Annotated in this window: 24 protein-coding genes; 3 read left to right on the forward strand and 21 right to left on the reverse strand. The window is 64.3% G+C overall.

Annotation, left to right across the window (positions count from 1 at the left end; genetic code table 11):
- Positions 1–131: 131 nt before the first annotated feature.
- The 19 genes from AC3A4M_RS12035 to ffh form a co-directional block, all read right to left on the reverse strand.
- The gene (locus AC3A4M_RS12035; protein WP_498735941.1) at positions 132–1085 is read right to left on the reverse strand and encodes a tyrosine recombinase; all 954 of its coding nucleotides are present in this window, start codon (positions 1083–1085) and stop codon (positions 132–134) included.
- An 88-nt stretch (positions 1086–1173) separates the two neighbouring features.
- Positions 1174–2379 (reverse strand): DNA-processing protein DprA, encoded by a 1206-nt coding sequence (locus AC3A4M_RS12040; protein WP_498735980.1) that lies wholly within the window; start codon positions 2377–2379, stop codon positions 1174–1176.
- Entirely contained in the window at positions 2379–3926 is a 1548-nt protein-coding gene (locus tag AC3A4M_RS12045; RefSeq protein ID WP_498735942.1) for a YifB family Mg chelatase-like AAA ATPase, read from the reverse strand. Before AC3A4M_RS12045 ends, AC3A4M_RS12040 begins: the two co-directional genes overlap by 1 nt.
- Positions 3926–4282, reverse strand: coding sequence for a YraN family protein (locus tag AC3A4M_RS12050; protein ID WP_264668384.1), 357 nt, complete (start codon positions 4280–4282; stop codon positions 3926–3928). Before AC3A4M_RS12050 ends, AC3A4M_RS12045 begins: the two co-directional genes overlap by 1 nt.
- A 129-nt stretch (positions 4283–4411) precedes the next feature.
- Positions 4412–4738: a DUF2469 domain-containing protein gene (locus AC3A4M_RS12055; RefSeq protein ID WP_074702055.1), complete on the reverse strand. Its 327-nt coding sequence runs from the start codon at positions 4736–4738 to the stop codon at positions 4412–4414.
- Positions 4739–4827: 89 nt separating this feature from the next.
- Positions 4828–5541, reverse strand: coding sequence for a ribonuclease HII (gene rnhB / locus AC3A4M_RS12060; protein ID WP_498735943.1), 714 nt, complete (start codon positions 5539–5541; stop codon positions 4828–4830).
- On the reverse strand, positions 5538–6293 hold the full coding sequence (gene lepB, locus AC3A4M_RS12065; protein ID WP_498735944.1) for a signal peptidase I: 756 nt from the start codon (positions 6291–6293) through the stop codon (positions 5538–5540). Before lepB (AC3A4M_RS12065) ends, rnhB begins: the two co-directional genes overlap by 4 nt.
- Positions 6294–6295: 2 nt before the next feature.
- Positions 6296–6922 carry a signal peptidase I gene (gene lepB / locus AC3A4M_RS12070; protein WP_498731657.1) on the reverse strand — a complete coding sequence of 209 codons (627 nt, stop codon included), beginning with the start codon at positions 6920–6922 and terminating at the stop codon, positions 6296–6298.
- 120 nt (positions 6923–7042) lie between these two features.
- Positions 7043–7402 carry a 50S ribosomal protein L19 gene (gene rplS, locus AC3A4M_RS12075; protein ID WP_074702050.1) on the reverse strand — a complete coding sequence of 120 codons (360 nt, stop codon included), beginning with the start codon at positions 7400–7402 and terminating at the stop codon, positions 7043–7045.
- Between the two features lie 233 nt (positions 7403–7635).
- Positions 7636–8427: a tRNA (guanosine(37)-N1)-methyltransferase TrmD gene (gene trmD / locus AC3A4M_RS12080; protein ID WP_498735945.1), complete on the reverse strand. Its 792-nt coding sequence runs from the start codon at positions 8425–8427 to the stop codon at positions 7636–7638.
- Complete coding sequence (gene rimM, locus AC3A4M_RS12085) at positions 8428–8976, reverse strand: ribosome maturation factor RimM (RefSeq protein ID WP_498731659.1); 549 nt, start codon at positions 8974–8976, stop codon at positions 8428–8430. It lies immediately after the preceding gene.
- Positions 8977–9088: 112 nt separating this feature from the next.
- Positions 9089–9331, reverse strand: a complete 243-nt coding sequence (locus AC3A4M_RS12090; RefSeq protein WP_074702047.1) for an RNA-binding protein — start codon at positions 9329–9331, stop codon at positions 9089–9091.
- Positions 9332–9772 carry a 30S ribosomal protein S16 gene (rpsP, locus tag AC3A4M_RS12095; protein ID WP_074702046.1) on the reverse strand — a complete coding sequence of 147 codons (441 nt, stop codon included), beginning with the start codon at positions 9770–9772 and terminating at the stop codon, positions 9332–9334.
- 201 nt (positions 9773–9973) lie between these two features.
- Positions 9974–10456, reverse strand: coding sequence for a hypothetical protein (locus AC3A4M_RS12100; protein ID WP_498735946.1), 483 nt, complete (start codon positions 10454–10456; stop codon positions 9974–9976).
- 74 nt (positions 10457–10530) lie between these two features.
- Complete coding sequence (locus tag AC3A4M_RS12105) at positions 10531–11418, reverse strand: VOC family protein (RefSeq protein ID WP_498735947.1); 888 nt, start codon at positions 11416–11418, stop codon at positions 10531–10533.
- Between the two features lie 101 nt (positions 11419–11519).
- Positions 11520–12749, reverse strand: coding sequence for a hypothetical protein (locus tag AC3A4M_RS12110; RefSeq protein ID WP_498735948.1), 1230 nt, complete (start codon positions 12747–12749; stop codon positions 11520–11522).
- 23 nt (positions 12750–12772) lie between these two features.
- Positions 12773–13483, reverse strand: coding sequence for an alpha/beta fold hydrolase (locus AC3A4M_RS12115; protein WP_498735949.1), 711 nt, complete (start codon positions 13481–13483; stop codon positions 12773–12775).
- A gap of 9 nt (positions 13484–13492) precedes the next feature.
- Positions 13493–14026, reverse strand: coding sequence for an NUDIX hydrolase (locus AC3A4M_RS12120; protein WP_498735950.1), 534 nt, complete (start codon positions 14024–14026; stop codon positions 13493–13495).
- A 91-nt stretch (positions 14027–14117) separates the two neighbouring features.
- A complete protein-coding gene (gene ffh, locus AC3A4M_RS12125) occupies positions 14118–15704 on the reverse strand; it encodes a signal recognition particle protein (RefSeq protein WP_208574611.1) in 1587 nt (528 codons plus the stop codon).
- Positions 15705–15792: 88 nt separating this feature from the next.
- Between ffh and AC3A4M_RS12130 the strand changes: the two genes are divergently transcribed.
- The gene (locus AC3A4M_RS12130; RefSeq protein WP_498735951.1) at positions 15793–17361 is read left to right on the forward strand and encodes a glucose-6-phosphate dehydrogenase; all 1569 of its coding nucleotides are present in this window, start codon (positions 15793–15795) and stop codon (positions 17359–17361) included.
- A gap of 98 nt (positions 17362–17459) precedes the next feature.
- Here the strand turns inward: AC3A4M_RS12130 and AC3A4M_RS12135 are convergent, their stop codons facing one another.
- Positions 17460–17798, reverse strand: a complete 339-nt coding sequence (locus AC3A4M_RS12135) for a P-II family nitrogen regulator (protein WP_498731667.1) — start codon at positions 17796–17798, stop codon at positions 17460–17462.
- Entirely contained in the window at positions 17795–19093 is a 1299-nt protein-coding gene (locus tag AC3A4M_RS12140) for an ammonium transporter (protein WP_498735952.1), read from the reverse strand. The genes AC3A4M_RS12135 and AC3A4M_RS12140 overlap by 4 nt, the downstream gene beginning before the upstream one ends.
- Before the next feature lie 177 nt (positions 19094–19270).
- Here AC3A4M_RS12140 and AC3A4M_RS12145 point away from each other — a divergent pair, with 177 nt between their 5' ends.
- Positions 19271–20551 (forward strand): MFS transporter, encoded by a 1281-nt coding sequence (locus AC3A4M_RS12145; RefSeq protein WP_498735953.1) that lies wholly within the window; start codon positions 19271–19273, stop codon positions 20549–20551.
- Between the two features lie 191 nt (positions 20552–20742).
- On the forward strand, positions 20743–21540 hold the full coding sequence (locus AC3A4M_RS12150) for a dioxygenase family protein (protein ID WP_498735954.1): 798 nt from the start codon (positions 20743–20745) through the stop codon (positions 21538–21540).
- Positions 21541–21809: the final 269 nt, after the last annotated feature.

The following is a 21809-nucleotide window of genomic DNA, read 5'->3' on the forward strand; positions in this document are numbered from 1 at the left end:
TGCTATTGCTCAGGTTGATTCGACGATACATCTATCAGTATTTCGTCAACCCGATGGATTATGTGACTCATTCTGCCGCATGTCCGGGAATTCCGCCAGCGTAACTACCGAGTTGCCATTCACCGGCCGCATTAGGCGCGTGGATGTGCCTGCTTATAGCTTGCTCGCAGGCGATCCACCGATACATGGGTATAGATCTGTGTAGTCGCCAGGGACTCATGGCCAAGAATCTCCTGGACGGCGCGGAGGTCCGCGCCACCGTCGAGCAGATGGGTGGCGGTACTGTGGCGCAATGCGTGCGGGCTGGTGGCGGCGGTGTCGCCCAGTCCGGCAAACAGGCGTGCGGAAACGTCCCGCACCTGCCGCTGGTCGATCCGTTTTCCCCGGCGGCCCAGAAACAGCGCCGGACCGCTGGCATCCGTGGCCAGCGCTCCCCGACCGCGGCGAAGCCAGTCGTCCAACGCAGTAGCGGCAGGAACGCCATAGGGAACAGCGCGCTCCTTATTGCCCTTACCCAGCACGCGTACCAGCCTGCGGTCCTGGTCAAGGTCGTCAATGTCCAGTCCGGCTAACTCCCCTACACGAATTCCTGTGGCGTAGAGAAGTTCGATCAGCGCACGGTCGCGCAGCGGAACGGGCTGCCCCTCGGCCGCTTCCTCGGACAGCGTCAAGAAGAGTTGTTCCACTTGGCGCCGCTGCAGGACGTGGGGCAGCGTCCGTTGGCGTTTGGGGGCCTGCAAGCGCACTGCAGGATCGCTTCCGATCAGCTCTTCGCGGAGGGCCCACGCGGTAAACATTCGGGCGGCCGCGGCACGGCGGGCGATGCTGGACCGGGCCAGTCCGTCGGCATTCATGGTGCCCAGCCAAGCACGTAAAGTCAGCAGACTGAGTCCACGTAAATCAGTTATGGAGTTGCCCGCCGCGAAGTTGAAGAGCTGATGGAGGTCGGCGAGATAGGCACGTGTGGTGTGTTCCGAATGGGCACGTTCGGCAGTCAGGTACTTTTCAAACCCGCTGAACGCTGAGCTGAAGTTTTCCGGCCATGGCCGGCTCAATGCAGCTTCCGGCGTCTCACGAGCATTCATCGTTCCACTGTGCTCGATCCCGGTCTCGAACTCAAGACGCCACACGTTAGGCTTCGGCAGGATTTAGGAAGCTAGGACCACCCAGCATTCAGCCCCGCCGTTGCCGCCGCCAGCCCGACGAATCCTGCTGGGCAAGGGACATGATCTCCAGCCGGCCGAGCCCCGCCAGCACCGCCCTCATGGGCAACCCGGCTACAGCCGAAAGCTTCTCGACCGTGGTTCCCTGCCTCACAGGCAGTGCGTCCAGCAGGAGCAAGTCCTCCACGCTGAGACCGTCATGATCGGAGAGCGGCGCCTGCTGCTCTCCGGCTGCCCCTGCATCAAGGGGTCCCGCCAGTTCAGCGACTTCCGCAGCGTCGGTTACGCAGACTGCGCTGCCGTCCCGCAGCAGCCGGTGGGTGCCCGCAGAGTTCGCCGAGTAAATGGAGCCCGGCACTGCGCCGACCGGACGGCCAAGTCCAGCAGCATGGTGCGCCGTGTTCAGCGCACCCGAGCGCCACCGGGCTTCTACGACTACCGTGGTACCGGCCAGCGCGGCGATTAAACGGTTGCGCTGGAGGAACCTCCAGCGAGTGGGTGCGGCGCCCGGCGGAAGCTCGGAGAGCAGCAGGCCTCGGCTGGCCACCGTTCGGAGCAGTTCCTCATTCCCCGCCGGATAGTAGCGGTCCAGCCCGCACGCCATGATGGCAACGGTGGCTGGCCAATGCCCTGGCTCCGCGGCTGCCAGGGCAGACCGATGCGCCTGGGCGTCGATGCCGTAGGCACCTCCGGAAGTCACGCAATAGCCCTTCTGCGTCAGGCCTGCTGCCAGGTCGCCGGTAGCAGAGTTGCCGTAGTTCGTGCTGTCTCTTGAACCAACCAGGGCTACAGTGCGTTCTACTGGAGGAATTCCGCCTGAGTGTTGCCCGCGGACCCACAGGCACAGCGGTTCTGCGAGCTCCAGATCAGCCAGTGCCATTGGCCAAGACTCATCGCCTGGCACCAGAACAGTCCCGCCAAGGCGATCGATCGTGGCCAGGTCCCGATCCGGGTCCAGATCCTTAATGCGCGGATGCCAGCGCTGCAGGGCTTCGGAAAGCATTCCCTGCTGGCTGCGTGACTGCTCCCGGTTCAGCAGGCGGTACAGCTCAGCCTGCAGCTCCGGCCCCGGTTTCACCTCGCCTGTAGCGATACGCAGTCCATCCAGGGCGCCAACGGCCGCGACAAGGGCGAGTCCCACCCAGTCCGAAGGCTCCATGAGCCGTGATAAGGCCGCCCGCGCCCTGCGGTCGGCGGCCGGTGTAGTCGTCGTCATCATGCTGCACCCACCTGTTGGCGGAAAGCCAGCGCTGTGCTGACGCAGTCTCGATCGGGAACCGCCAGACCCGCCAGATCGGCCATGGTCCAGGCCACCCTGAGCACCCGGGCATAACCCCGGCCGGTCAGCACATCGCGCTCCATTGCCTTGTCGAGGTCAACCGTTGCCGTGCGCGAAAGCCGCAGCTCAGTCTTGAGCAGCTCGGCTGAAACCTCAGAATTCAGTTCGTGTCCCCAACGCGCCAGCCGCTCCCTTTGGGCCCTCCTGGCTTCGCGCACCCGTGCCGCAACGGTACGGCTTGCTTCCTGCTCCGCGGCGCCGGCCATGTCGGCCAGCGACAGCCGGTTGAGCCGCAGCTGAAGATCTATGCGGTCTATTAGAGGTTTGGACAACTTGCCGAAATACCGGCGGCGTTGCATGGGCGTGCAGCTGCACTCCAGTCCTTTGCCGCTGGCCATGCCGCAGGGACAGGGATTTGCCGCCAGCACCAGCTGGAAGCGGGCAGGATAGGCAGCCGTCCCCGCTGCCCGGTGGAGCACCAGGTTCCCGCTCTCCAGCGGCTGCCGCAGCGCATCCAGTACGGCGCGGTCATATTCAGGCGCCTCATCGAGGAAGAGGACGCCGCGGTGTGCCCGGGATGCTGCACCGGGGCGCGGGACTCCGGAACCGCCGCCGATGATGGAAGCAGTGGTGGCCGTGTGATGCGGGTTCTCAAATGGCGGACGCCGCAGCAACTGGGTCAAATGGGCGGCTGTATTGCTCAGGGAATGAACCGCCGTGACCTCCATGGCGTGGTGGTCCGGCAGGTCCGGCAGCAGACCGGGCAGACGTTCCGCCAGCATCGTCTTACCGGCCCCGGGCGGACCGACGAGCATGACGTGGTGCCCGCCGGCAGCCGCAACCTCCATGGCAGTCCTGGCTTCGTGCTGGCCTGCGATGTCTGTCATGTCGGGTTCGCGGCATTCACCGGCTGACGGGCTCTCGCGCCCGGTGGGAGTTTCCTCTACCCCTCCCACCGGAAGCAGCAACGGGACCGGATCCGCCCCATAGGCAAGGAGCAATTCGGCCAGAGTTCCATAACTCCGGACCTTGACCCCCGGAACCAGTTCCGCTTCCGCCCGATTGGCCGCCGCCACGACGACCTCTGGGTGGCCGTCATCAACCGCTGCCATGACGGCCGGCAATACTCCCCGGATGGGCCTCAGCCTGCCGTCAAGTCCCAGTTCGGAAAGGAACACGGTCCCGCCGCTGGGCCGGACATCACCGGCTGCCTGCAGGGCGGACATCAGAATTGCCAGATCAAAGCCCGAGCCCTTCTTCGGCAATGAAGCCGGGATGAGGTTCACGGTGATTTTGCGCCGGCTCAACGGGATTCCGGCGTTCTTCGCCGCCGCCTTGATCCGGTCCTTCGCCTCGTTCAGCGACGCGTCCGGCAAGCCGAGAAGGACAAATGCCGGGAGGGTCTGGCCTATGTCGGCTTCAACCTCAACGATGTGCCCTGACAGGCCGACCAGTGCCACGGAGAATGTTCTGCCCAGTCCCATCAGCCCACGGCCTTCACATGCTCAATGACCGGAGGCGTCTGCCCGTCATGGAGAATGGCTACGGCATCGATGCGGTACCCGGTGCCCGACATGCCGTGCGCCCGCAGCCATTGCAGGGTCAGGATCTGCAGCCGCTGCACCTTGGCAGGCGTAATCGCCTCGAGTGGATGCCCGTAGTCCGGACTCCGCCGCGTCTTGACCTCGGAAACGACAACCGTTGCCCCCTCCAGGGCAACGATATCGATCTCCCCCGTGCCGGAACGCCAATTGCGGTCAACCACCCGCTGCCCGGCCTGCTCCAAATACCTGGCCGCCAGGTCTTCGCCGTCTTTGCCCAGTTTGTCTTTGGCTCTCATACCCCCAGCGTGGCGGCACGGACCGGCATGACACAGGGACTTCGGCCCTTATGTGGACGTTGCTGCTGACCGTGATTGCTGTGCAGGACTAGTGCATTGGCCATTGGCCGTCGGCAGGCGGGAAAAACGCTAGTTGCCGAGGTCTGCGTCCTTGGGCAGCGTCAGGTCATCGGTCTTGGTCAATTCTTCGATGTTCACGTCCTTGAAGGTCAGCACGCGGACCTTCTTGACGAAGCGTGCCGAGCGGTAAATGTCCCAGACCCAGGCATCCTGCAGGGTCAGGTCAAAGTAGATCTCGCCATCGGCGGAGCGGGCCTGCAGATCGACGTGGTTGGCCAGGTAGAACCGCCGCTCGGTCTCCACAACATAGCTGAACAAACCCGCAACGTCGCGGTATTCGCGATAGAGCTGCAGCTCCATGTCCGTTTCATAGTTCTCAAGATCTTCGGCGCTCATGCCACCATCTTCTCGCAGTTCGGGTAGGTCTGTGTTCCCCGCCGGGCTTCGGTCCTCACGGGAGGCGATTACCGCGGGCGAAGAACCGGTCAGAGCGGTCCTGCTCCGCTCAGTTCAACGGCGGCCATGGCCGGGCTGTCCGGCGTCAGCCGCCAGCTCTGCCTGTGCTGGCTTGAAGGTCCCTTGTCCAGAATGGCCGCGCGGTGGCTGCCGGTAGCGTAGCCTTTGTTGGCCTCCCAGCCATACGCTGGGTACTCGTCGGCGAGCTTTACCATCATTGCGTCGCGTTCCACCTTTGCCAGGACACTGGCGGCGGCCACACTAAGGCACTGCAAATCGGCCTTGATCTTTGTATGCACTGGCGCGTCGCACCCGGCGCCGTCGGATACATCGAAGAGCGATGCCTGCGGCTGTGCCGAGAGCCAGTCATAGTTACCGTCCAAGATCACGACATCCGGCCGGGCTACGGCGAGCACCTGCAGCCAGGCGCGGGTTCCGGCCAAGCGCAGCGCGGCCATCAGGCCCAGGCTGTCAATCTCGGCTGGGGAAGCATGGCCAACGCCGTAGGCGGCGGCCCAGGTCCGGATCACCGGCACGAGAGCTTCGCGGTCCGGGGCGCTGAGCAGTTTGCTGTCGCGCACACCTTTGAGCGCCTTGGCAGTGGTGGCGTCGATCAGGACCATGCCCACGGAGACGGGGCCGGCCAAAGCTCCACGGCCAACTTCATCCGCACCGGCAATCAGCCGGTGGCCCTGCGCCTTGAACGAACGCTCGAAGCGCAGATGCGCGTCCTTCGGCGTCATCGGCTGGCCCCCTGTGCCGGTTCGGTTTCCTCCACTGAGCCCGATTCCTGGCCGGGGTTCGCTTCATCAGGCGCCGGGACGGCGTCGAACACCTCCGGATAGCTGCCCAGCACACCCATCCGGCCCAACGGCCAGGCGATCACGGCTGCCCTGCCTTCCACCGCGTCGATGTCAATGAATCCACCGGATTCCTCGTCGCGGTGTTCGCGGGAATCGGCCGAGTGGTTCCGGTTATCCCCCATGACCCAGATTTTACCCTCGGGAACAACGACCTCGAAGGGCTGGCGCGCATTGTCGGATTCAGGATGCAGGTACGGCTCGTTGAGCGGATAACCGTTCACGGTAATCCGCCCGTCGGCATCGCAGCAGACCACGCGGTCGCCGCTGACACCGATCACACGCTTGACCAGATGCTGCTGCGAGCTATCCGGCAGCAGCCCAACAAAGGTGAGGGCCTGCTGGAACCAGCCATCGCCGTCGTTCGTTTCCGCCGGAGGCAGCCAGCTGAGGTCGTCCTGGAAGACAACAACGTCCCCGCGGTTGAGGCTGAACGGCTCGGGCACCAGCAGATTGACGAAGATGCGGTCGTTGACCTCCAAGGTATTTTCCATGGAGGTAGACGGGATGTAGAAGGCCCGGAACAGGAAGGTCTTGATCAGGAACGACAACAACAGGGCTACCGCCACAATGACCGCGATTTCGCGCAGCCAGGCCAGAACCGGGTTTTTCCGTTTGCCTGCGGCCTGCTCCATGTTCACTTTCCTTTGTCCGTTTCGGGATCGATGCCAAGAGCGGTCCGCTCCAGCGGGCCGGACCGTTCCAGCGGCCAGACGATTTCCATCGGCCTGCCGATTACCCTTTCCAAGGGAACCATACCGCCGCCGGGCGCACCGAGCAGTACACGCGAATCTGCTGAGATCGACCGGTGGTCCCCCATCAACCACAACCTATCGTGCGGCACCTCAACCGCGAACTCCTGTTCGCTGGGGGCATCTCCGGGATACACGTAGTCTTCAGTAACCGCTTCCCCGTTGATCATTAGCCGACCGTCCGGAGCACAGCATTCCACTGTGTCGCCCGGAAGCCCGATGACCCGCTTGACGTAAACCGTATCGCTGCCGATGAGTCCAAACCATTGCCCCAGCCCAAGCAGCGCGTCCACGTAGGCGGGGTTCCCGCTGTCGAAGGGCGCGAAGGAGCCGCGGCCGTCGAAAACCACCAGGTCGCCCCGCTCGATGGGTCCATAGGCATAATCAGTTCGGGAGACCAGTACCCTGTCTCCGGTATCCAGCAGGGGCTCCATCGAATCCGAGGGGATGTAGTAAACGTCGATCAGGGTAGCGCGCACCACGGCGCTGAGCACGATTGCCGCGGCGAGCACAGCTAAGACAAAACGCCAGCCCGGGAATCCGGACCGGCGTTTTGCATGTTCCCCGGACGAGGCCCGCGGAACTGGAATTTCTTGCACCACTTAGTTCAAGCTGCCCTAAGAAAGGGGAGGCTACTTGGCAGTGCCGAAGTCGCGCTTTTCCTTGATCTTGGCAGCCTTGCCGTGGCGGTCGCGCATGTAGTACAGCTTGGCACGGCGAACGTCACCCTTGGTCAGAACTTCGATCTTGTCGATGATCGGAGAGTGAACCGGGAAGGTACGCTCCACGCCGACGCCGAAGGAAACCTTGCGGACGGTGAACGTCTCGCGGACGCCGTCGCCCTGGCGGCCCATCACGAAGCCCTGGAAGACCTGGATACGGGCGTTCTTGCCTTCGATGATGTTGACGTGAACCTTGACGGTGTCACCGGCGCGGAACTCGGGAACGTCGCTGCGCAGGGAAGCGGCGTCTACTGAATCGAGGATGTGCATTGTTATCACTCCTGGTGAACGCCACAGGTCATCCACTTTGGTCACGGCCTGAGGGTCCGGCGCGCGGCAGGACCATCAATACCGAAAGATCTGATAGACCGGCGCATCCGGAAATGGCACGCCGGTGTGTCTGGCTGTTGGCTCTACGCCCCCTGTGGCAGGCGTGAGCCCAGCAAACACAAGTCTTCATTTTGCCACACCGCCGCGGGCACCGCCAATTGAGCCGGCTTGGGTCAGCGGCTGGCTGGGCGCGGCGCGATGCCGGTGGCCGAAACGGTGTAGCCCTGGCTGTCGAGCAAGGCCTTGTCCGCCTTGTCCAGCGTGCCGGGATCCAGCCGCGCAATCAGGTCCGGGCGGCGGCGGAGAGTGCGCAGCAGCTGCTCATCGCGCCGAAACCGAGCGATCCTGGCGTGGTTGCCGCTGAGCAGCACCTCGGGAACCTCTTTGTCCCGCCACTGCGAAGGCTTGGTGTAGACGGGGTACTCGAGCAGGCCGTCGGAGTGCGATTCCTCGACCAGGGACTCCGGGTTACCCACCACACCCGGAATCAGGCGTCCGATGGCCTCCACCATCGCGAGAACGGCCACTTCCCCGCCGTTGAGGACATAGTCCCCCAGACTCATCGGCCGGACGGTAAATCTCTCCTCGGCCCAGTCCAGCACCCGCTCGTCAATGCCTTCGTACCGGCCGCAAGCAAAGACCAGGTGCTCTTCCTCCGCAAGCTCATGGGCGGCCGCCTGCGTGAACACTTCACCCGCCGGAGACGGCACGATCAGCACGGGGCGGCGGGATTCGTCCGCGGGCAGCACGGATTCGAGGGCCTGCGCCCAGGGTTCGGGCTTCATCACCATGCCGGCGCCGCCGCCGTACGGCGTGTCATCCACCGTGCGGTGCTTGTCCGTCGTGAACTCCCGCAGGTCGTGCACGTCCAGCTGCAGCAGGCCGTCCTGGCGTGCCTTGCCGATCAGGGAAAGCTCCAGGGCAGCCAGATATTCGGGAAAAATGCTAACGACGTCGATGCGCACTTAGCGCTCCCCCTCGCCGTCGTCGGGGGTGCTTTGGCTTTCGGCCGAGTTGAGTTCAAAAAGACCTGCGGGCGGGGTGACGCGGATGAAGCCGGCCTCTACGTCGACTTCGGGGACAATCTGTTCCACGAAGGGAACCAGGACTTCGTCGCCGTTGGCTGCAGTGACGACCAGGAGGTCCTGGGCGGGAAGGGTGTTCAGGGCGGCGACCTTGCCGACTTCCTGTCCATTCACCAGCACCCGCAGTCCGACCAGCTCGTGTTCGTACCAGGCGTCTTCATCATCGTCGACGTCTTCCGTATCGACGAACAGCTTGGCGCCGCGGAGCTCCTCGGCCCCGTTCCGGTCAACCACTTCCGCAAAGCCCAGCAGCAGGATGTCCTTGTTCCAACGGGCCGATTCAACCGTCAACGGCCCCAATCGCGCCGGCTCAACGACAAAGGCGGTGCCCGGAACGAAGCGTTCCTCCGGCGCATCGGTCATCACCTGGACAGTGACCTCGCCTCGTATGCCGTGGGGTTTGCCAATCCGCGCAACCTGGACCTGCATGGAATCTCCTGTCGAACTACGTCTGAGGGTAGAAAATCGGGGCACAAAAACATCCGGCCCACACACCATTATCTGGTGCGGGGCCGGATGCGATGACTGATGTGAAGCGTGCTCAGCGGCGGCGGTCAGTATCCACTACATCCACGCGAACCTGCTCGCCACCGGCCAGTGCGGCGATGACGGTGCGCAGTGCGCGTGCAGTGCGGCCCTGACGGCCAATGACGCGGCCCAAATCATCCTGGTGGACCCGCACCTCAATAATGTCTGAGCGGCGGTTGGTCTTTACCATGACCTTGACGTCCTCGGGACGGTCAACGATGCCACGGACCAGGTGTTCGAGCGCTTCAGCCAGCATTTACTCAGCCTTTGCGGTTTCGTCGGCAGACTCTTCAGCCGGTGCTTCTGCAGCGGCTTCGTCGGCGGCCTCTTCCTTCTTGGCCTTCGGGGTGATGGCCTCGGGGATGATCACGGACTCCTTCTCGGGAGCAGCGAAAGCTTCCTTGGGAGCCTTGGTCTTGAGCGTGCCTTCCTGGCCCTCAATACCCTTGAACTTCTGCCAGTCACCGGTGATCTTGAGCAGGGCGGCAACCTGCTCGGACGGCTGGGCGCCTACGCCGAGCCAGTACTGTGCACGGTCGGACTTGATGTCGATGTACGACGGCTCCTCGGTGGGGCGGTACAGTCCGATCTCCTCGATGGCACGGCCGTCGCGCTTGGCGCGGGCATCCATGACAACGATTCGGTAGTGGGCTGAGAACTTCTTGCCGAGGCGCTTAAGGCGAATCTTTACGGCCACTTTTGTGGTCACTCCTGGTTCTGAAAATGGGCGAACCCGTATGTCTGCACCCGTGGGGCGGGCCGTGGTTGGGGTTCAAAGGACAAGATACTTGCGCGGAGAGAGGGGCCGCGCAGATCGAGTACCTGTCTATTGTGCCAGATACAGCCCAATCCGCGCGACTCGACTTCCCGGACCGGTGCGAGCGGCTACGAATGCCGGTCAGACGGATTCGGTACCGCTCCAGACGTAAAGCTGCTGGCGGCCGTCTTCCGCAGCATCCGCAGCGAGTTCGCCGATCCGCTTGACCGACTCCACTGCGGCGTCGCCGCTGAGCGGCATGTCTTCTTCGGAAGCCCACGCGGCGGCGACGTCGGGCAGGACGGGGGCGCCGTCGTCGGACGTCTCGGCCAGCAGGTCGGCCAAGGCGCGGACCATCGACTCCGGCGCGACATAGAGGGTCTCGCTGGCGACGTCGGCAATTGCCAGTTCATCCTCGCCGACGGAATGGACCGCCTGCCCTGCCAGCTGGCCCAACCGTTCGATTTCCCAATCGGTAATGCCATTGATCCGCGTGTGCGGAGCATCCGGAATCTCCACCTGGGCGCCGCCTTCGCCAATAGCCTCCAGCGCTTTATCAAGCGCGGCGGCGCGCTGCACCGCCGCGTCGTGGGTGGCCACAAAAACTTCAGTAATTCCGGACATAGCGCCTCCGCCTCGGATTGGATGCATTTGGTTTCACCCTATCCTGCGCGGGGCCGCGGCCAAACTGCGCGGTATCAGGAGACGGCGACGCGCAGCTGGTTGCGCCAGGGATCCTCAAACCGAAGCTCGGCACCGGTCTGATGATGGCTGACACCGGCACTGGCAAGCCGCTGGGCCAGGGCGCCGACCTCGTCGTCGTTCGGAACATGGATCAGCACCTCCCCCAGGCCGAGGGTGTCCTTACGCGGGCCAGCGCCGCGGCTGTTCCACACGTTCATCGCCATGTGGTGGTGGTAGCCGCCGGCGGAGACAAACAAGGCCTGGCCGTGCCAGCCGGCCGTGCGCTCGAACCCGAGGGTGTTGACGTAGAACTGCTCCGCCACCGAGGTGTCGCCGACCTGCAGGTGGACGTGGCCGATGGCCGCGCCGGCGTCGTGCTGCTTGCGGACAGAGTCCTCGGTGAGGTGGCTCTGCAGGTAGGACTGCGGGTTCAAGGCCAGACTGTCCATGTGGACCTCCTTGCCCGTGGCCGTCTCATTCCATTCCCACAGTTCGCGGGGCCGGTCGTAGTACAGCTCGATGCCGTTGCCCTCGGGATCGGTGAAGTAGAAGGCTTCGCTCACCAAGTGGTCGGCGCTGCCAACGAAACGCGTGGGGTCCGTTTGGGCCGCAGAGGCCACAGTAGCGGCAAGGTCCGACTGGCTGTCGAAAAGGAATGCCGTATGGAACAGTCCCGCCTCGCCGCGCGACGGCAACTGGAGCCCGGCGGCGGGCGCCAGGTGGACCAGCGGCGTGGAGCCGCGGCCCAGATACACACCGCCGAGACCTTCCGCCACAGGATCCAAGCCCAGCGCGTTCTGGTAGTACTTGGTCATGTTGGCCATGTCCCCCACCTTGAGCATTACGGTGCCCATGGAGAGGTCGCCTGTCAACAGATCCTGGTTTTTTGCTTGAAAGTTCATGTATATAAGAATACTTGAAGCTTCATGTTTATTCCAGTCCCTGTGGCAGGGCTGTCCAGTTCCCGCATGATCCCGGCGGGCAACGGCCCCTCGGTGCAAGATTAGCGACGGCGGTTCCGCCGGGACTTGAGGAAGCTGTAGAAGACGAGCTCGCCTGCTGCCTCCGTTACCAGCGACAGCGCTCCCGCGCGCATGATTCCGTTGCGGGGGCTCCTTTGCCTGGCCGCGGCGCGGAAGAGGAATGCTGCAGCGCCGGCAGCCACGGCTGCACTTCCGGCCAACAGCTCTGGATGCGCCAGCACGGTCCGGTGCCACTTAGCGAAGGGAGAATGTCCGGAGGTGGGAGTAGCAATGACTTCGAGCAAGGCCTTGGGCATCGGTAGTGGGGGCATCACCGTGACCGGTTGTCCCACGGCAGCCACCGGCGCTTCGGCCAGCCGGCCCGCCAGTTCCGGCAGCCCCAGGGACACCGCTGTCCGGGCCAGAATCTCGCCGTCTTCCGGCCCCTGCAGCAGGTCCCTGAGCCGGGACTCCCCCTCGGCATCAAGATCGAAGGCTTGGGCGATGCCGGAGGTGCTCGGCTCGGTGGAACGGACCAATGTTCCGAGCAATCGCAGGGCTTCCGCCGAGGCCTTATCGGTAGTTGCGAACGGTTTGGGCTGCGGCTGCCAGGCGTGCCAGAAATTGTTGCGCGGGTCGTGCACGGCACCGGGAAGCCAAACTTCAACGGCTCGCAGTCCGTCCAGATTCATTAGCGCGACCAAGGGCTTGGTTTCGGCCGGCCAGTTGTAGAGCCCGGGTGCGGCTTCCCCTTCCACAAACACCACAGAGCGGCCCGGCACGGCTTCGTCTTCAAGGACCTGGAGTTCGACGCGGTTCAGTGCGCCAAACATGATCAGATCCTCGTGGCGGATCTGCCCCACGAGCACGGTGCGCAGCACCATCGAATCTTCCGCATCCGTCGCACTAGGATCCCCGAGCTCAGGCTCTTCGGCCAGCCGGAACGCGGCCTCTGCTGCGGGGGCCTGGTAGCTGAAGCCATCCATGTCCACCGCAGCGCCGAGGGCCAGCGAGAAACTTTGCGCGAGCATACGGTAGTCGGGGCCCGGAACGGCTTCGCCGCCCTGATCGAGGACGGCAACGCGTCCGGCAGCATTTCGGGCGAGAAGCATTTCAACGACCGTTTGGCCCGCCTCGGGCTGGCCTGCGGCGAAAGCACCGAGCAGCGAACGGTCCGTGATCTCTTGCATCAGGGCCGCTACGCCAGCCTCGTCCAGTGGCCACGGCCACCAAAGTTCACCGGTCATGGGCTCCCACGAAGATTCACTCATGGCATCAACGCTAGCAAGTCCCGCTAGCGGGGCTGTCCAGCGGCCAGGAAGTCGACCAACAACCCATGACCTTCCGGCGTGTCCTGCGGGCGGTGATTGTTGGCCGCATGGCGATGCACCGCGCCAGTGGTAGCCAGATATTCCGCGACCTCTTCATAGAGCGGCTCCCAACCACCGGTCACGACGAGGGTACGGACGCCGGGAACGATGTGCAGCGGGGCAGTCCAGGGCGGATCCTGCAGCCGGAGCCGGCCGGCCTGCAGGCGGTCCGCGGCCGAGGCCAGGGGTTTCGCCGCCGTGCCAAGGACGAGGCGCGAGAATTCATGGTGGTACTGCTCGTCGTCCAGCTCGTCCCTCGCGGCGAACAGGGGCTCCAGCCGCTTCCGGTGCGCCTTTGTTGCCGGCAGGTCCGCAGTCAGCGACAAACACGCAGGTTCGAACAGGGTCAGGGAGGCCACCAGTTCCGGCCTTTCCACCGCCGCCATCATCGCCGCAACGGCCCCTTGGGAATGCGCGACGAGATGACCGCCGTCGCCAAGGTTCTCCACCACTATGTCCATATCTGCACGGAAGTCCGTCCGTTGTGGAGCGGTATCCGGAGTGAATCCGTGCCGCCGGACAAACAGGCAGTCGTAGGCGCTGGCGAGACGGTGTTGGTACGGCCACGCGGCGATGCCGAAGCGACCGGTTCCGTGCACAAAAACCACACGGGGCTTGGGGCTGCTGGGCTGCATAAGGGCAGTCTAGGATCCGGAGCGGATGGTGGCGTCGAAGTCCGGAAGCAGCTCGCGTGGCGGCACGTGCCGCTGGACCGTATCGATCCGTTGCCCGTCCCGCAGCTCCAGCACCGCGAGCAGCTCATGAGCGTCGAGGGCGGCTTTCAGCTGGGCCGACTGGGGACGGCCCAGCCCGGCCAGCGCCAGGTCCGCCGCAAGGAACTCGGCCTGCCCGCCCGCCACAGCGGCGAGCGAACCGCCGTCGTAGGTCCCGCCGTCGTAAATAAAGGTGATGGCTTCCGCCGGGGAGGCCGGCGTCTGCTGGTAATCAATAGCCAGAATGCGTCCCAGCGGCAGCGACAGCGAGGTTGCCTGCAGAACACGTCCGGCGGTTGAGCGCGGGTCCTCCCCCGATTTCACCATCCCGGCCGGCAATGATGCATGGCCGTCGGCATCGGGGCTGAGCAGAATGGAACCGCTGACGGTGCGTACCACCACCGCCACGTTGGCAGGGCGCTTCCATTGGGAACCATAGAATCCACTCAGATCGTGCCTGCTCACAAAAGCCCTTCGTAGAAGCCCCAACTCTTACCAGGATGCCGAACGGTATGCTCCCGTGGTCCGGCCGGTGCCGGCGCGGACCACGGCAAGCCTACTTGCCCAGGAACTTTTCGAACCCCTTGGGCAGGTTCAGTGCGGACGGGTCGAAGTCTTCCTGCTGCTGGCCGAAGGCTGCGCCGGTGGGCAGTGCCTTTTTGGCGTTGGCGCGGCGCTCCTCGGCTTCACGCAGTTCCTGCGCGGCCTTGGCCGGATTTCCCGAACGCGCCTTCTTCTTGCCCTTCGAGACCTGCTTGCCTTTACGGGCGCCACCGCTGAAGCCGCCCGGGCCAGCCATGCCGGGCATGCCCGGGATGCCGCCGCCCTGGGCCATTTTCTTCATCATCTTCTGGGCCTGGCCAAACCGCTCCAGCAGACCGTTGACCTCGGAGACGTGGACGCCCGAGCCCTTGGCGATGCGGGCGCGGCGGGAGCCGTTGATGATCTTCGGCGCGACCCGCTCGTGCGGGGTCATGGAGCGGACAATGGCTTCGACGCGGTCGATTTCGCGCTCGTCGAAGTTCTCCAGCTGCTGACGCATGCCGGCGGCGCCGGGCATCATCATCAGCATCTTCTTCATCGATCCCATCTTGCGGATCTGCTGCATCTGCGCGAGGAAGTCATCGAGCGTGAAGTCTTCCTGGTCGGCGAACTTCTGCGCCATGCGCTCGGCTTCGCCCTTGTCCCAGGACTTCTCCGCCTGCTCGATCAGGGAGAGGATGTCGCCCATGTCCAGGATGCGGTTGGCCATCCGGTCCGGGTGGAAGATTTCGAAATCGTCCAGGTTCTCACCGGTGGAGGCAAACATGACGGGCTTGCCGGTCACGGACGCAACGGAGAGGGCGGCACCGCCGCGGGCGTCGCCGTCGAGCTTTGAAAGCACGACGCCGGTAAAGTTCACGCCTTCGTTGAACGCCTGCGCGGTGTTGACCGCGTCCTGGCCGATCATGGCGTCGATGACGAAGAGAACCTCGTCCGGGTTGATGGCTGCGCGGATGTCCGCGGCCTGCTGCATCATTTCCGAGTCCACACCGAGGCGGCCGGCGGTGTCCACAATGACAACGTCGTGCAGCTTCTGGCGGGCTTCCTCGACACCCTGGCGGGCGACGGCGACCGGATCGCCCGTGGCGGATTCAAATTCGGACTGCACGCCCGGGTGCGGCGCGAAGACGGGCACGCCCGCGCGCTGGCCGTTGACCTGCAGCTGGGTGACGGCGTTGGGCCGCTGGAGGTCAGCGGCGACCAGCAGCGGGCTGTGCCCCTGTCCCTTGAGCCACTTGGAGAGCTTGCCGGCAAGCGTGGTCTTACCCGCACCCTGCAGACCGGCCAGCATGATCACGGTGGGCGGGTTCTTGGCCAGGCGGATGCGCCGGGTTTCACCGCCAAGGATGTTGACAAGTTCGTCGTTGACGATCTTGACGACCTGCTGGCCCGGGTTCAGCGCACCGGAAACTTCCTCGCCGAGCGCACGCTCCTTGACGTGCGCGGCGAATTCACGCACCACCGGTACGGCGACGTCCGCGTCCAGCAGGGCACGCCGGATCTCGCGGACAGTGGCGTCGACATCCGCCTCCGAGAGACGTCCCTTGCCGCGCAGATTCTTGAAGGTCGAGGCCAACCGGTCAGAGAGTGAATTGAACACGCGCCGTGTACTTCTTTCGTCGATCTAGGCTCACAGTCCCCGGCCGCGCCGGAGTTCAACTATCTAGGGTAGCAACTGCGGGCGGGCTATGTCCCAATTCCGGAACGACGACGGCGACCGGACCGCACTTGATGGCAACGAACCGGCGACATCGGGCGCCATAGATGGCAAGGTAGGAAAGGTGACTGCCGAACAGACCTCAACCGGGACAGAATCCGCAGAAACCACCGGCGGAGACGTGGAAATCCGGACCTTGCTCATTTTGGGTGCTTCAGGGGACCTGACCGGACGGCTGCTGCTGCCCGGACTCGGAAAGCTCATCGCCCAAGGGCGGACCCAGGGCCTGAGCCTCGTCGGCGCGGGATCCGACGACTGGAATCAGGAGCAATGGCGCGAACGCGTCGACGAAGCCTTCGGGTCCTGCACCCAGGGCGCCAACGACGCCGGACTGCGGGAACTGCGCAAAGTACAGGAAAACACCGAGTACCACACGGTGGACGTGACGGCCGAGGGGGCCCTGGCGGAACTGCTCGGCTCGGTCAAGGGACCGGCAGCGGTCTATTTTGCTTTACCGCCGGCCGTCAGCCAGAAGGCCTGCGAGGTGCTCAAGCCCGAGGACGTGCCCGAAGGCACGCGCCTGGTGATGGAGAAGCCGTTCGGCTCCAGCCGCGTCTCGGCCGCCTCGCTGAACGGGACGCTGCTGCGGCTGGTGCCCGAGGACCATATCCACCGCGTGGACCATTTCCTGGGCAAAGCCACCGTGTTCAACATTCTGGGCCTGCGCTTTGCCAACCGGCTGCTCGAGCCGCTGTTCAGCAATGAGCATGTGCAGAAGGTCGAAATCTTCTACGACGAATCGCTGGCGCTGGAAGGACGGGCACGGTACTACGACAAGGCCGGTGCCTTGCGGGACATGATCCAGAGCCACCTGCTGCAGATCATGGCGCTCATGGCGCTGAACGCCCCGGCCACGTTGCACGAGCGCGACCTGCGCGACCACATCGGCAGCGTTCTGCGCGCCAGTTCGGTCAAGCCGGACTTCGCGAAAAGCACACGCCGCGCCCGGTACACGGCCGGCGAGGTGGAGGGCCGGAAGATTCCCGACTACGTGGCCGAAGAGGGGATCGATCCCGCGCGGAACACGGAGACGCTGGCGGAGATCGAGGTGTCGATCAACAACAGCCGCTGGACCGGTGTCCCGTTTATCCTGCGTTCGGGCAAAGCATTGGGTAAGAAGCAAAAGGAAGCCATCGTCACCTTCAAACCGGTTAATCATTTGCCCACCGGCTTCAAGGGCGTGGATGCACCTACGCGCCTGCGGATCGGTTTCGGCCCCGACACCCTTCGGCTGGAGATCGATGTCAACGGGCCGGGCGATATCTTCACGCTCGACCGCGAGGTGATGGAAACCAACCTGCACTCCGCGGATCTCCTGCCGTACGGCGAAGTCCTGGACGGCATCCTGACCGGTGACCCGATGCTCTCGGTCCGCGGGGACATTGCGGAGGATTGCTGGCGGATTGTCGAACCGGTCCTGAAAGCATGGGAGGCCAACGAAGTGCCGCTGGAGGAGTACGCAGCGGGATCGAGCGGACCGGCTGGCTGGGAAACATCGCGGGACGATACGCCGATGCGGACGGTGGACGCCGAAGCCTGAGCCGGAGGGTACAGCTCACAGAGAACTGCACCTCCGAAAGCCGGATCCGATGATTCGGTTCCAGCTCCCGGAGGTGCAGTGAGCGTTTTCCTGTCCTGCTAGATAGCGGCTTCCCCGCGCTCGCCGGTGCGCACCCGCACGGCTTCTTCGACGTCGATAAGCCATACTTTGCCGTCGCCGGCATGGCCGGTGTTGGCCGTGGCAACCAGGACATCGACGATGTCGTTGGCCCATTCGTTGGCGACCAGGACCTCCACTCGTACCTTCTGCAGCAGATCGACCGTGTATTCAGCGCCGCGGTATACCTCGGTGTGGCCCCGCTGGCGGCCGTAGCCACTGGCCTGGCTGACCGTGAGTCCCTGCACGCCGTAACTTTCCAGGCTGCCGCGGACCTCGTCGAGCTTCTCGGGACGGATGATAGCGGTTACCAGTTTCATGCCTTGACCTCTTCCTTGATGTGCGCGCTGCGGTCCGTGGCCGGATGCGGCACGAAAGTGCCTCCGGTGCCCAGCCCGCCGAACTCGTACGCGGTTTCGGCGTGCTGCGTCAGGTCCACGCCGATGACCTCCTGGTCCTCCGTGACGCGGAAGCCAATCGTCTTGTGCACGGCCAGACCGATGACAATCGTCATGATCGCGGTGAACGCAACGGAGACAACCGCTGCCACCGTCTGGGCCCCTAGCTGGGCGGGACCGCCGCCGTAGAACAGTCCGCCGCCGGCCCCGTCCGCCGGGAGTGCAACAAAGCCAAGGGCCAGCGTGCCGACCAGTCCGGCGACGAGGTGGACGCCAACGACATCCAGGGAGTCGTCATAGCCGAACTTGTACTTCAGCCCCACGGCGAGGGCTGCCAGCGCACCGGCAACGACGCCGAGCCCAATGGCGCCGACGGGAGAGACATTCGCGCAGGCCGGGGTGATCGCTACCAAGCCGGCGACGACGCCGGACGCGGCGCCCAGGGACGTCGGCCGACCGTCACGGATGCGCTCGACGACGAGCCAGGCGAGCATCGCGGCACCGGGTGCCACCATGGTGTTGACCCAGATGAGCCCCGCTTCCTCCGCGGTACCGGCGGCGCCACCGTTGAATCCGAACCAGCCGAACCACAGCAGGGCGGCACCGAGCATGACGAACGGGATATTGTGCGGTCGCTGCGCCGGATCCTTGCCGAACCCTTTGCGCTTGCCCAGGATCAGGGCCAGGACCAGACCAGCGATGCCGGCGTTGATGTGGACCACGGTGCCGCCGGCGAAGTCGATGGCTTCTCCTGCCCAGCTGCCGACAGCACCTTCTGCGCTCAGGAGTCCGCCGCCCCACACCATGAAGGCCAGCGGGCAGTACACCAGAGTGACCCACACGGGAACGAAGACTGCCCAGGCGCCAAACTTCGCGCGGTCGGCGATGGCGCCGGAAATGAGTGCCACGGTGATGATCGCGAAGGTAGCTCCGTAGCCGGCGCCGATCAGGTCCTCCGTGTCCAGCAGTGTCTGCATGCCGAACGCCGCGAACGGGTTGCCGAAGAGCTGGCCGATCCCCTCGCCACCACTCATGGAGTAACCCCACAGAACCCAGACGACGGCGACCAGGCCGATGGAAATGAAGCTCATCATCATCATGTTCAGGGCGGCTTTTGCACGGGTCATGCCGCCGTAGAAGAATGCAAGGCCTGGCGTCATGAGCAGCACCAGTGCCGCGGAAATCATCACCCAGACGTGACCTGCTGACAGATCCATTTTCGCGTCCTCTCGTCCGAGGCGGGCCCATCCCGCATCTGGTTTCCAGATTGCCGGTCAATTGTTTCCACCGGTCCGGCACTTCGTTTCCGGGGCGTTACAAGGACGAGGCCACCGTAAATCCGGTGTCACGGCCATGTTTCATTCATGTTTCGCAGCGCGGATAGGCTTGATGCCATGCCCCTCTTCCGCCGCTCGGCCCGCTCCTCGGCCGAGCCCGCCCGCCCCCGGCCGCCGCGCCAGCGCCCCACTCCTATCCCCCGCGATATCAAAGTACTGGTGGCAGCCGCCTTCGTGATCGCGCTGGGTTACGGCCTCGTGGCTCCGGTATTGCCGCAGTTCGCTGCCAGTTTTGACGTCGGCGTCGCTGCCGCGTCCATCATTGTCAGCGTTTTTGCCTTCACCCGGCTGATCTTCGCCCCGGCGGGCGGGGCACTGGTGGGCCGCTGGGGCGAACGACGGGTCTACCTGACCGGCCTGCTGATCGTCGCCGCCTCTACCGGCGCCTGTGCCCTGGCGCAGGGCTACTGGCAGCTGCTGCTGTTCCGCGGGCTCGGCGGCCTGGGCTCCACCATGTTCACCGTTTCCGCCACCGCGCTGATCCTCCGGCTCGCGCCGCCTGACAGCCGGGGACGCGTCTCCGGCCTCTACGCTTCAACGTTCCTGATGGGCGGCATCCTCGGGCCCGTTGTGGGCGGACTGTTGGCCGGTCTCGGCCTGCGGGTCCCCTTCGTGGTGTACGCCGTCGCACTTCTGGTGGCTGCCGCCGTCGTCGCTGTCATGCTGAAGAAGCCGGAGCGCAGCTCCGCAGACGGTACGGACTCCCCTATCCAGCCGATGCCGCTGGGCGAAGCAATGAAGGATCCCGGGTATCGGGCGGCCATCGCATCCGCCTTTGCCAACGGCTGGGCCACGTTCGGTGTCCGCATGTCGTTGATCCCGCTCTTTGCAGGCGCTGTGCTGGGCGCAGGACCGGAAACTGCCGGGCTGGCCTTGGCAGTTTTTGCCGTGGGCAACGCGCTGGCGCTGACATTTTCGGGCAGGCTCTCTGACACGTTGGGACGCCGGCCACTGGTGATTTCCGGACTTGCCGTTGCAGGCCTGGCGATCGCCGCCATCGGGTTTACCGACTCGGTCCCGGTGTTCGTCGCTGTATCCGTGATCGCTGGTTTCGGATCAGGGCTGCTCGGACCTGCCCAGCAGGCAGCCGTGGCGGATATCATCGGCAACCAACGCAGTGGCGGAAAAGTTCTCGCGGTGTTCCAGATGTCTACAGACGCCGGTGCCATCGTCGGGCCCGTGCTCGCGGGTGCCTTGGCAGACACGCTGGATTATGGCTGGGCCTTCGCAGTCACCGGCTGCGTAACGATCATCGCGGCCCTGTTCTGGCTCTTTTTCGGTCGGGAAACCCTCGTCGTCCAGCAATCGGAGTCCTCTGCCGACGGCTCCCGCCCCTAATTCATCTGCTGGGAGCAAGAAGGCCAGACGGGCTCCTCGCTTCCGGCTTCCGGCTTCCGGCTTCCGGCTTCCGGCTTCCGGCTTCCGGCTTCCGGCTTCCGGCTTCCGGCTTCCGGCCAGGATCTCATCTACCCAGGAGCTGAATCGGACATTGACTTGAAGCTTCAAGTAAAGGCCGATACGATGGATTCATGACGCAAACGATGACCCAGCCTCCGGTCCTGTTCCTCAGCCATGGCGCTCCCCCGCTTGCCGACGATGCGCGCTGGACCACCCAGCTCGCCGACTGGTCCGGCACTTTTGAAAAGCCAAAGGACATCCTGATGGTGTCGGCACATTGGGAGAACGCACCGGTGACACTGAGCGCCACTCACCAAAAGACCGGACTGGTATACGACTTTTGGGGTTTCCCGCAGAAGTACTACGACGTCGCGTACGACGCGCCACTGGCGCCCGAACTCGCCGGAGAGGTGGCCAGGCTCGTCGGAGACCGCGGCCACCACGTCGAACAAGATGAAACCCGCGGGCTGGACCACGGCGCATATGTCCCGCTGGTGGAGATGTTCCCGAATGCCGATGTGCCGGTGGTCCAGATGTCCATGCCGACACTCGACCCGCAGGGACTCTTTGAGCTCGGCAAATCCTTGGCACCCTTACGCGACCGCGGCACTTTGATCGTCGGCTCGGGCTTCACCACACATAATCTGCGCTGGTTCAATCCTGCCGCCGGCCCGGACACCACACCGCCGGCCGCCTCAAGTGAATTCGACCATTGGGCAGAAGAAGCGATGACCCGCGGCGATGTGGACTCGATTTTGGACTTCCTCAATAAGGCGCCCGCAGCCCAGGAAGCCCACCCGCGCAGCGAACACTGGGCGCCGCTATATGTAGCACTCGGCGCCGCTTACGGTTCAGGAGGAATTGAAGCGAAGACTGCTATCGACGGCTTCTGGTTTGGCCTGTCCAAGCGCTCCTGGACGTTGACCTAACCCCACTCCCCGAGGACGGGAAGCGACAGGGCGCTTTTTTGTGGCATTGAGCTCGTTCGTGTGGCATCAAATCAGGTTGCCGTGCATGAATGTCGAGATCGGCCGTGGAGTCAAACAATCCCACAGCCGTGGCCAATACGGTGGTTTCTCCACAGCCAGCAGTATGCCTTGAGTCCTCTATCACGTCCACGCTAGAATCGAATGTATGTTCGAGTCAATCGTTCCAGCAGAGATGGACCCGGTGAAGCCGGTCCCCGGCGATCCGGGTG

The sequence above is a fragment of the Arthrobacter sp. Soil_C_60 genome (genome assembly GCF_057656375.1).